Source organism: Huintestinicola butyrica, assembly GCF_025567215.1.
GTDB classification, from domain to species: Bacteria; Bacillota; Clostridia; order Oscillospirales; family Ruminococcaceae; genus Huintestinicola; species Huintestinicola butyrica.
In genome coordinates, this window is record NZ_JAOQKB010000005.1 from 190,799 (window position 1) to 202,132 (window position 11,334).

Consider the following 11,334-nt stretch of genomic DNA (forward strand, 5'->3'; position numbering starts at 1 on the left):
ATCAGGAATTTTCTTCTTCAAACTTCTTCATGAATTCAACCAGCTTTACGCAGCCCTCCATAGGCATTGCGTTGTAAACGGAAGCTCTCATGCCGCCGACGGTTCTGTGACCCTTCAGGTTGATAAAGCCGGCCTTCTTAGCCTCTGCAACGAATTTTGCATCAAGCTCGTCATTGCCTGTAACGAAAGGAATGTTCATAAGAGAACGATCCTTGCCGTGAACGGTAGCCTTGAACATCTTGGAGCTGTCGAGGAAATCATAGATAACAGCAGCCTTCTTCTCGTTGAGAGCCTTCATAGCCTCAAGACCGCCCTGCTCCTTTACCCACTTGAGTACCAGACCAAGGATATAGATGGAGTATGTAGGAGGTGTGTTGTACATAGAACCATTGTCTGCGTGGGTCTTGTAGTTGAGCATTGTAGGAGTGATATCCTTTGCATTGCCGATAAGATCCTCACGGATAATAACAACGGTAAGACCGGCAGGGCCCATATTCTTCTGTGCGCCTGCGTAGATCATAGCGAACTTGCTTACGTCAACAGGTTCGGAAAGAATGCAGGAAGACATATCAGCTACCAGAGGAACGCTTACATCGGGGATCTCAGCCCACTTTGTACCGTAAATGGTGTTGTTGAAGCAGATGTGGAAATAGTCAGCGTCTGCTCTGCACTCGTTCTTGTCGATCTCGGGGATATAAGAGAAGGTCTTATCCTTTGAGGAAGCAACAGCCTTGCAGTCGCCGTAGCGGGAAGCTTCCTGGAATGCCTTTGTAGCCCACTGACCTGTGAGAACGAAATCAGCCTTGCCGGACTTGTTCATAAGGTTGAGGGGGATCATTGCAAACTGTGTGGAAGCGCCGCCCTGAAGGAAAAGCACCTTGTAGTTATCGGGAATGGACATGATCTCTCTGAGGAGAGCCTCAGTCTCGTCGATTATTGCCTGATACTCCTTTGAACGGTGGGACATCTCCATAACGGATTCGCCTGTTCCGTTGTAATCAAGCATTTCAGCAGCAGCTGTGCTGAGTACCTTTTCGGGCAGCATTGCGGGACCTGCCGAGAAGTTGTAAACTCTGGACATTGTAAATTCTTCCTTTCATTGAAAAGCCCTGATACGGCATAGCCGCACATCAAGGTCATTATTAGATGACATAAAAAAATATACTATTCAATATTATAACATTGACGGCAATAAAAGTCAAGGAAAAAAGTTCCGTGACCTACCATAATGACATTTTAAAGCTTTGAAGTGCGGATATATACCGCACACAAAGGTCAGTCTCGGCGCCATTTGTTGTGCAACATCAACAAAGAGCATATCTCAAATTTAAAATTTATATATAATTTGCCGTAAAAGTATTGCAATATATTGGCAAATGATATATAATATCCCTATAGTTGCGATTTCTAATTGTGGATTTCCAACAAAATATTATAAATATACGAAGAAAAGGAGCATCGTCATGAAAGACTATCACGCAGCAGATATAAGAAACATCGCCATCGCAGGACACAGCGGCTCGGGCAAGACCACTCTTGCAGAAGCCCTGATATATAAAGCAGGCGCTTCCGACCGTCTTGGAAAGACTGCCGAAGGCACAACAGTATGCGACTATGACCCCGAAGAGATAAAGCGCAAGGCATCGCTGGGCGCTTCCATAGCTTCATTTGAATACAACGGTCTGAAGCTCAATCTTCTTGACGCTCCCGGCCTTTTCGATTTTGAGGGCGATATGCTTGAAGCCGTAAGAGCTTCCGACACCGTTATGATAACCGTTTCGGGCAAGTCGGGCGTAAAGGTAGGCACTGAAAAGGCATATGCCGCAGCACAGAAGATGAACAAGGCATCTATGTTCGTTATCACCAAGGTAGATGACCCCGATGCAAACTTCTACAACGTGCTCACTGACCTGAAAACAGTTTTCGGCCCCACAGTGTGCCCCGTTATCGTACCTGTTATCAAGGACAGACAGGTGGTATCCTACATAAACCTTATCGAAATGAAATGCTATAAGTACGACGATAAGGGCAACGTTTCCGAAACAGATATGCCCACAGCCGAGATATCCGAAAAGATAGACTACCGTCTCGACGGCCTTGTTGCAGCATTCTCCGAGGCAGTTGCCGAGACCGATGACGCTCTTATGGAGAAGTTCTTCGAGGGCGAGGCATTTACTCAGAAGGAGCTGGTAAAGGGCCTCCACGACGGCATGAACAAGGGTATGATAACCCCCGTTGTATGCTGCTCCGATGTTACCATGGGCTGCATAGATATGCTGCTCAAGGAAATATGCCTGCTGCTCCCCTCCCCCGCAGACTGCCCTCCCGCTATAGCATACACAGCTGACGATATGGAAGAGGTAAGCTGCGACGATTCCGCTCCCGCAAGCGCATTCGTGTTCAAGACAGTTGCCGACCCATTTGTTGGCAAAATGTCCTTTATCCGTGTAATGAGCGGCGTGTTCAAGGCTAACAGCGAATATGTGAACGCCACCACAGGCGAGACTGAAAAGATTGGCAAGCTCTACTCCCTCTGCGGCAAGAAGCAGACCGAGATAACCTCCGCAAATGCAGGCGATATCTGCGCAGCCGTAAAGATAAGCGCTGCCACAAACGACACCCTCTGCGGCGGAAAGATACTGTCCTACGACAAGATAGTATTCCCCAAGCCCTGCTGCAAGATGGCTGTTAAGCCCAAGACACAGGGCGATGAAAGCAAGATAAGCGCAGCATTCGCACGTCTTACTGAAGAAGACCCCACCCTTACCTTCGGTCAGGATAAGGAAACAGGCGAGTTTATCATCAAGGGTCTGGGAGATCAGCACCTTGAAGTTGCCTGCGCAAAGCTCAAAAACAAGTTCGGCACGGAAGTTACCCTTGCGCCCGCAAAGATAGCATACCGTGAGACTATACGCAAGAAGGTCAAGGCAGAGGGCAAGCACAAGAAGCAGTCGGGCGGCCACGGTCAGTACGGTCACGTATGGATCGAGTTCGAGCCTTGCCTTTCCGACGAACTGGTATTTGAAGAAAAGGTATTCGGCGGAGCGGTTCCCAAGAATTTCTTCCCCGCTGTTGAAAAGGGCCTCAGGGACTGCATGGGCAAGGGCGTGCTGGCAGGATGCCCCGTAACAGGCGTAAAGGCTATCCTTGTTGACGGCTCCTACCACCCTGTTGACAGCTCCGAAATGGCGTTCAAGACCGCCGCAGCTCTGGCATTCAAGGAGGGCATCAAGCAGGCAGACCCCGCTATACTAGAACCTGTCGGAACCCTGCGAGCAGTTATCCCCAACGAAAACACAGGCGATGTTATGGGCGACCTTAACAAGCGCAGAGGCAGAGTTCTGGGTATGCACCCCTCCGATGAAAAGGGTATGACCATCATCGAGGCGGAAGTCCCCGAAAGAGAGATGCAGAACTTCACCACTCAGCTCAGGCAGATAACAAGAGGCAAGGGCAGCTTTGAGTTCAATTTTGTAAGATATGAACTTCTCCCCGCAAACCTTGTGGGCGATGTTATCCTCTCACTCAGCACAGGAGAATAAGAAAAACACAGCCTGCCCCTTTCCTAAACGAAGGGGGCAGCTTATTTGCAGGTAATTGCAGAAAATTTAAACGAAATGATATTTTTATCAAAAAATCCTATTGACAAAGCGCTGATTTTATATTAAACTAATAATATTGTAACTTATTTATGCAAGTGGGTACGTCCCTGGGGACGAAAAAATTGCAGTAGATCCATATGGCAAATAATTCGGAGAAAGATGGTCAAAGCATATGAAAAAACTCTTATCACTGATACTCGCCGCTGCTTCCATTTTTACAATGGGTACAGCCGTTTTTGCTGAAACTGAGAAAACAAATTCGTCAACCGACGCTACAATAACCTTTGATACCGATAAGGCACTGGATTATGTCCACACCTTCGGAAATGCTTCCGATACGGGCCTCAAGACCGAGATATCCGAAAAGGAAGTTATCTGGGGCAGATCGCTCCTTATGAGCGAGGATTTCAAGGGAAGCCTTAGCAACCGCTACGGCGGATTTTACCTTGACGCTGCCGACTTCGGCCTTGCAAACTTCGGCGGCTATACCGTTACTTTCAACATCCATGCCACAAAGGAAGCCGCAAAGGCTACCGACAGATTTGAGATATTTGCTGACGGTGACCAGTGGTCATCCACTCCCTTTGCCACCAGCAGCAACGGCACATGGGTAACAGCTTCCATGATAGTTCCCGCCGATTCCAAGAACACAAAGGTGGGCATCTCCATTCCCATCACCGAGACCTTTACAGGAAATGTGTGCTACGTGGATAATATCGACATCACCGATAACTACGGCAAGACCCTTGCAAATATCGGCGACATTGACACTTCCGTTTATACAGGCCCCAGCGGATTTACAAGAGTTATAACAACTATCCTGTTCATCGTGCTGATAATCGCAGCCGTAGGCGGCATCGCGTTCTTCGTGCTGAAGGTAGTAAGAAAGTTCAGATAACACATTTGATACTAATCTTTAATCGTTCTATAGACAAAGCCGACAGATGAAATAAGACCAGTCTAGGAAAGCGACTGCAGGCGGGCTTGTCGCCCGGCAAGGAAGCTTGACGAAGAATGGGCTTATTTCAGCCGAGGATTTGTCTATAGGTTGATTGAGGATTAGTATGAAAATCTTCCAAGACCCGGGACAATGTCTCGGGTCTTTTTATTGTAACCGCATTGATACGGAATTTTTGTTGACTTTTATGACAGCTTTGGTATAATTATATTAGCTGTAATTTTATTCTTTAGGATTGGAGTTTTCATATGAATAAATTCATGACAGTCGTTACAAACAAATGGTTCAGAATGGCAGTCAGCCTGCTGGGCATTGCCTATTCCATCGTGCTGGCGTGCTTTGACTACAATGTTTTCTTCTACGATATAGAATATGTCAGCCGAAAGGAATTTGCTATAATCGGCTCGGTATTTTCTCTGGTCATATGCCTGCTGTTCATGTACACAAGAAAATCGGTGTTCACCTGTATTTTCGGAATGGTGAATATGCTGCTGTTCTTCCCGCTGCTATTGCTTGACTGGGGCAACTGGCCGCTGCTTCTGCCTGCCGCAGTGGTAACACTTTTCGGCTTCTTCTGCTGCCATATGAACGAGACAGCAAAAACGATCTTCGGCACCATATTCCTGCTGATGTACATACTCGGCGGCATCGCATTCTTCCTGATAATGAACGTTTTCAGGGTAACAACGGTAGATACGCTTATCGAGCAGGGAGTTTCACCCTCGGGTGCATTCAGATACTACGTGCTTGACGTGCAGAACAAATCCACGGGCAAGAAGTGCGTGTATGTTCAGCCCAATACACTTGACGTTGACAAGGGCTTTATAAAGCTTGATACCACCATCAAAAAGCTTGTAAAGCAGGCTCCCAAGCCCTGCGAGTTCAGCTGCGAGTGGAGCGGCACAAAAATGATAATCGACGGCGAGGTTTATTTCGACGAAACAGACGCTCTTGCCGAGCAGAACGGTCAGCTGGTGTATGACATTGATGACGGCACATGGAGCTACACATATTTCTCCATCGAATATCCTATCTTTAATACCATCGAGGAAGTAAAGGATAAGCTGGGCAAGCTCAGCGATAAACTTGAAGAGCAGAAAGCTGAACAGACCGCTCAGGCTGAAAGCGATACATCTGCATCGGAAGATAACAACGGAACGGAAAGTCAGCAAAGTTCAGACGAATAACGACAGTGTGGCATAATATAAGATAATTTCATAGCTTCCCGAAAGCTGCCCACGATGAACCGTGCGGCAGCTTTTTTTAGAAAGGTTTTGCTTATGTTAGGCTTTTATCTCTCGCTTATAGACGAACCCGACGATAAGGAAAAATTTGCCGAGATTTTCAGAAGCTACGGCAATATGATGTTTTCAAAGGCAATGTCTGTGCTGCACAACACCGCCCTTGCCGAAGAAGCGGTTCAGGAAAGCTTTCTGAAGATAGCGAAAAATATTTCAAAAATTTCTGACCCGAATTGCAGTAAAACTGCCGCTTTTATCGTTATTATAGTAAGGAACACTGCTCTTGATATGTTGAAGTCTGAGCACATAAATGACACGGAGCCGCTTGATGAAGCAATACCCGATATATCCTCCGATGTTCTGAGCCACATAATAAGCAGTGATGGCTACAGCGCCCTGCTGAACGCCGTCGGTGAACTTGACAGCATTTACAGCGATATACTTATGCTGAAGCTTGTATATGGCTATGACACAGCAAGTATCTCAAAGCTTATGAACATTCCCGTAAAAACCGCAGACTCACGCATATACCGTGGAAAAAAGCTTTTAATGACAAAACTGGAGGAACTGTATGGAACGGAGAAAAGCAGCAAATGACGAGATCTTTGATATACTGCTGAAAAGCGCCCTTATATCCCGATACGAAAACGAAGCATCAGCCGCCATGCTTTCCACCGAGGAGCACATCTATCCCGCAGATTTTCACAGACGGCTCAGGCGGATAAGGAACTCCGCAGGCAGAAGGGAGCGCATATCTGCGGCAGGCAGAGTGTTCAGCCAACTGGCGGTCACGGCAGCGGCGGCAATGGGAATACTTTTCGGCGGACTGCTCACACAGCCTGAGGTATCTGCCGCAGTAGGAAACGTGTTCCGAAGCATTTTCCCCACCCACGACAGCTACAGCTTTTCGACAGGCAGCGATGTGGAGTTCAATAAAAATATACAGCTTGGATATGTGCCTGAAGGATATGAATTAAGGTCGGTGTATTATTCCGAAAGCGATGTGGCATTGACTTATGAAGCGACAAATGACACTTACTTATATTTTGAATATGGTTTGGGAAGTAATTCTCAAATATCATATGACAATGAACGGCATGAGCTTATTGAAATAAACGATAATAATACGGTTTATTATTTCTATAAAGCGGCAAAAGCTGACAGCGAAAGCACACTGATATGGTATCAAAGCGGTTATTATTATAGCATAGATGCACAAATTAGCCAAGATGAATTTATTAAAATAGCCGAAAGTATAATTTTTTGAAAAAAGCCATAATATTTTGCAGTAAAAAAAGGATTTTTGTCGTTTTATAAATGTAAGGCAATGAAAAAGGAGGTTATTTTATAAAGAAAAAAATTTTAGCCATTTTAGCTATTACATTAACGACGATTTTAATTTGTTGTTCATCTGTACTGGTATATGCCGAACCTCGTTATTCAAATAATAACAAAATCACTCTTAGTATCACTTTTTCAGAAAACGAAGCTGTATGCTATGCAAAAATAAAAGGAGATACCGGTACAACGAGCATTACCAACTGCACCATATCCTTAAAAGACAGCAATGGTAATGAAGTTAAGTCTTGGAGTAATTTATCATCAAAAAGTTCAATGCTTGTTTGCTCAAAGACAACTTCAAACATTACAAAGGGCGAAACCTATACATTAAGCGTATCTGCTTATGTAAACCGCAACGGCTCAAGCGAACACGTTACAGATTCTATTTCCAAAAAATATTAAAAATCATAAAAATAATTGCCTTACCGATTATGTCCCGCACCACGTTCAGTGCAAATATGACCGCCAAATTCTATGAACGTAAAAACAGCCTTTAGTGCTGAAAATGAAAGGATTGAATGTTATGAATAAGTGCTTTATACTAATCACCAATAAAACTATAGACAAAAAAATCATCGCATAATCCATATACGCAAGATTATGCTCAATTTTTTGTATAGTTTTTAATTGGTGCTTAGTATTAAAAGAATTATTGCTTCAGCAATGTCCGTTGTTACAGCTCTTTCCGTTACCTGCACACCTATATACGCTTATTCGGAGAAAGCCATATCCGATGAGCAATACGTTATGCTTCAAGCCAACAGACTGATGAATTCCGTAAATATGGACACCTTAAAAGAGGCAACCGAAAACAGTATCATTGATTACTCCATTCCAGCCTCTATCAGAGACGGTATCGGCGCAAATGCAGAATTTATTCCTGTAAGCGGCACCTCCGAAGATACTCTTACAATGGACGTTAATTCCACAGTAAGAAAAATCGGTGAAGTCAAGAATAAAGCAGGCAAAGCCTCAAATATGTATGTAACAGCATCAGTAGTATCAGCAACAGTTAAGGAAAACTGGGATCCAAAATTCCAGTATGATATCAAAGCATGGGCTTTTGTATATTGGATCGATAATTTGGGTCCGAACAACGAACTTGTTGACGCAGCAGCTTCATGGGAAACAGAAAATGTTGCTGTTAACAGCCGCACCGTAACTTACGGTGTATCCGACGCTGCTGCTTTATTCTGGAAAGAAAGCACAACCAAAAGCACTTCGCTGAATGATGTTTATTATGAATCAAACGAGGGTTATGTTGGATACACACTCAGATGCCGGTCATCTATAAACGTAGTCAACAAAGGTACCGTAATATGTAATACATTTAGCAGAATCACAACCTAAGTCAAAAATCCGTCAGGCAATTTCTAATAAAAATTGCCTGACGGAAATAATATACAAAGGAGCATTATAAATATGATTATTTTCGCACTTCCTCCCATACTCGCAGCCGTTTTATGCCTTATCATCAACAGGCAGCGAATAGGAACAAAGCAGATGCCGGAGCTGAAAGCAAAGGAAAATTTAACAAAGCTGATGATAGACCTTATAATTTCCGCAGCAGTTGTTGCAGCGGGACTTCTCCTTGAAAAATTCCGCCACGAGCTTTTCGGAGGCGCAATGGAACAGGCTTTGCTCCTGCTGACCAACGCTTCAATTTACATCTGCATTGCACTTTTCATATTATTCTATGCTCTGGTACGCTTTTTCTTTGTTAAAATCAAATAAGCTTTCAGCTTGTCCCATTTGTGTGATAATCCACTTATATTACGATAATTTTTGTACTAAAGCAACAAGAAAACGATTTCATTATTATAGATAATACTTCTTGTTTTATCCGATAAAATCTGTTATAATTGAATAAATTTAACTGGAACTGTTTTTTGCAAATGCAATTTCATCGACTATTGCAAAAAAGATGATTTTAAGGAGGATAAAACCAATGAAGGAAAACAAATTGCTCAGAGGACTGTGTGTGCTCACCGCCGCACTTATGCTGGGTCTTACAGGCTGCGCAAGCAGCTCTGACGCAAACGGTTCAGATGCACAGTCTCAGGCAGATACCGCAGAGGTACAGTCTGCATGGACTGAGCTTGACCAGACAACCATCACCAAGGAAATGGGCATGGGCTGGAATCTGGGAAATCAGCTGGAAGCATCAAACGCAGGTATTCCGTCAGAAACAACCTGGGGCAATCCCACAATATCCGAGGACCTTATCAAGGCAGTAAAGGAGCAGGGCTTCAAGACAGTCCGTATCCCCGTATCATATCTGGATAAGATCGGCGCTGCACCCGATTATACCATCGACAGCGCATGGCTTGACAGAGTTCAGGAAGTTGTTGATTATGTGGTAGGCAACGACCTTTACGCCATCATCAACATTCACGGCGACGGCTACTATACTGTTGACAAGAGCTGGCTCCGCTGCGTTGACGACAACCAGGACGAGATAAAGGACAAGTACGAAAAGGTCTGGGCACAAATCGCTGACCGCTTCAAGGATTATGACCAGCACCTTATTTTCGAGTCCATGAACGAGGAGTCCGACAACACATACGGAAAGCCCAATGCAATCGGCTATGAGAATATCAACGCCTACAATCAGATCTTTGTTGACACCGTAAGAAAGACAGGCTCCAACAACGAAAAGCGCTGGCTGCTTATTCCCGGCTGGAACACCAACATTGAATACACTGCAGGCAACTACGGCTTTGTTATTCCAACCGACAGCGGCTGCAAGGCAGACGGCAATAGGCTTATGATATCCGTTCACTACTATGACCCCTATAACTTTACTATCGACGAGAACATGGCAACAGCAAAGACTCAGTGGGGCAAATACGCAGTTGAAAATTACGACAACTGGGGTCAGGAGGACTACGTTGACAGCACCATGAAGAAGCTGAACGACGCATTTGTAAGCAAGGGCTATCCCGTTATCATCGGCGAGATGGGCGTTCAGAACAAGGAGCACGTAAGCGACACCTTCGGCGGCTTCAGATGCTACTGGATGGAATATGTTGTAAAGGCTGCCAAGGACAACGGCTGCATTCCCGTTTACTGGGACAACGGCTGGAACGGCGACAAGGGCTTCGGCGTAATAAACCGCTCCACACGTGAGATAACTCAGCCCGACCTCATTGCTGCAATGATGAGAGCTATCAACTCCGACGGAGATTACGAGATCGCAGCTCCAAAGGGATTTGAAAAGTAAGAGGTAATAATATAAAATGCCCATCTGATTGGCTTCAGATGGGCATTTTATATTTTTATATCAATTTAGCACGATGAAAAATGTGCCTTCCAAAAGTTAAAGAAATGACTTGCGAATAAAAAGACAAGCTTACATCATCTATAATAGCTTATAAGGGAGGCATCGTTTGTCTTTGAGCATAAGGTGAGAAAATGTAGAATGTACACTTGACAACGCTGGCTGAAATGGTATAATGAATACAAAAGCCTATCACAAAATTAGTATGCCGCTTCCTGTTGAAAAAATATTATAAAATTAACTTAAACAGACAATGCGCAAATTTTCAAACATTATAAAGCAGCTTTCTGAGGAGATGATTAAACGGATACAAAGCCCATAACCGTTTTGGATGGCTCTGCAGAAGAGCGTGAAGCTTTTATGAAAGAATCCTTTGAACTTTCCCCCGAACAATCTTTTCAGGATATTAAAGTTAATGATGAGGAAATTTCTGACGAATCGCCACACACCAATAGTGTGCTTTTTAACTGCGCAAAGTATCACAAATAAGGAGATGCTTGTATGGTAAGTCTTTTAAATCAAATACAATAGAAGAAAAGGCGGCGCTATATATGAAAGAAGAAAATCTCATTGATAAACTTATAAAAGGTGAAAAGGTCAAGTGTAAGGCTTGCCATAGCGGATACTTTATTCCTTTTAACACAACTGCTGATAAAGCTCATTCGTTTTACTGCTCAAATCCCAAATGTAATTTCATTGTACGCATAGATCCTGTTATCGAGGTTGAATGATTAGTTTAATCGTCTTACATTAAAAATCTCCCACTCTCGGTTGAGGGTGGGAGATTTTTAATACAACATTTTTTATGTTGTAGAATTTGAATGGCAGGGGCAGAAGGATTCGAACCCTCGGCACGTGGTTTTGGAGACCACTGCTCTACCAGCTGAGCTATACCCCTAAAAGTAAAATTGG

General features: G+C 44.2%; 10 protein-coding genes and 1 tRNA gene. 9 read left to right on the forward strand and 2 right to left on the reverse strand.

The features are described 5' to 3' along the window. Position 1: 1 nt before the first annotated feature. On the reverse strand, positions 2-1,081 hold the full coding sequence (serC, locus tag OCV68_RS07720; protein ID WP_022475131.1) for a 3-phosphoserine/phosphohydroxythreonine transaminase: 1,080 nt from the start codon (positions 1,079-1,081) through the stop codon (positions 2-4). Positions 1,082-1,463: 382 nt separating this feature from the next. On the opposite strand from serC, the gene OCV68_RS07725 reads away from it, so the two are divergent. The 9 genes from OCV68_RS07725 (at position 1,464) to OCV68_RS07765 (ending at position 11,153) form a co-directional block, all read left to right on the forward strand. After that, positions 1,464-3,542, forward strand: coding sequence for an elongation factor G (locus OCV68_RS07725; protein ID WP_262571913.1), 2,079 nt, complete (start codon positions 1,464-1,466; stop codon positions 3,540-3,542). Positions 3,543-3,774: 232 nt separating this feature from the next. After that, positions 3,775-4,500: a hypothetical protein gene (locus tag OCV68_RS07730; protein WP_022475129.1), complete on the forward strand. Its 726-nt coding sequence runs from the start codon at positions 3,775-3,777 to the stop codon at positions 4,498-4,500. A gap of 308 nt (positions 4,501-4,808) precedes the next feature. Beyond that, positions 4,809-5,747, forward strand: coding sequence for a hypothetical protein (locus OCV68_RS07735; RefSeq protein ID WP_262571914.1), 939 nt, complete (start codon positions 4,809-4,811; stop codon positions 5,745-5,747). A 93-nt stretch (positions 5,748-5,840) separates the two neighbouring features. After that, positions 5,841-6,398: an RNA polymerase sigma factor gene (locus tag OCV68_RS07740; protein WP_262571915.1), complete on the forward strand. Its 558-nt coding sequence runs from the start codon at positions 5,841-5,843 to the stop codon at positions 6,396-6,398. Then, complete coding sequence (locus OCV68_RS07745) at positions 6,373-7,068, forward strand: DUF4367 domain-containing protein (protein WP_262571916.1); 696 nt, start codon at positions 6,373-6,375, stop codon at positions 7,066-7,068. The genes OCV68_RS07740 and OCV68_RS07745 overlap by 26 nt, the downstream gene beginning before the upstream one ends. Positions 7,069-7,805: 737 nt before the next feature. After that, on the forward strand, positions 7,806-8,492 hold the full coding sequence (locus OCV68_RS07750; RefSeq protein WP_262571917.1) for a hypothetical protein: 687 nt from the start codon (positions 7,806-7,808) through the stop codon (positions 8,490-8,492). Positions 8,493-8,564: 72 nt separating this feature from the next. Beyond that, positions 8,565-8,876: a hypothetical protein gene (locus tag OCV68_RS07755; RefSeq protein ID WP_262571918.1), complete on the forward strand. Its 312-nt coding sequence runs from the start codon at positions 8,565-8,567 to the stop codon at positions 8,874-8,876. Positions 8,877-9,090: 214 nt separating this feature from the next. Then, positions 9,091-10,365 carry a glycoside hydrolase family 5 protein gene (locus OCV68_RS07760; protein WP_262571919.1) on the forward strand — a complete coding sequence of 425 codons (1,275 nt, stop codon included), beginning with the start codon at positions 9,091-9,093 and terminating at the stop codon, positions 10,363-10,365. 608 nt (positions 10,366-10,973) lie between these two features. Then, positions 10,974-11,153, forward strand: a complete 180-nt coding sequence (locus OCV68_RS07765; protein WP_147622736.1) for a hypothetical protein — start codon at positions 10,974-10,976, stop codon at positions 11,151-11,153. 91 nt (positions 11,154-11,244) lie between these two features. On the opposite strand, the gene OCV68_RS07770 is transcribed toward OCV68_RS07765, so the two are convergent. Then, a tRNA-Trp gene (locus OCV68_RS07770) sits at positions 11,245-11,320 on the reverse strand. Positions 11,321-11,334: the final 14 nt, after the last annotated feature.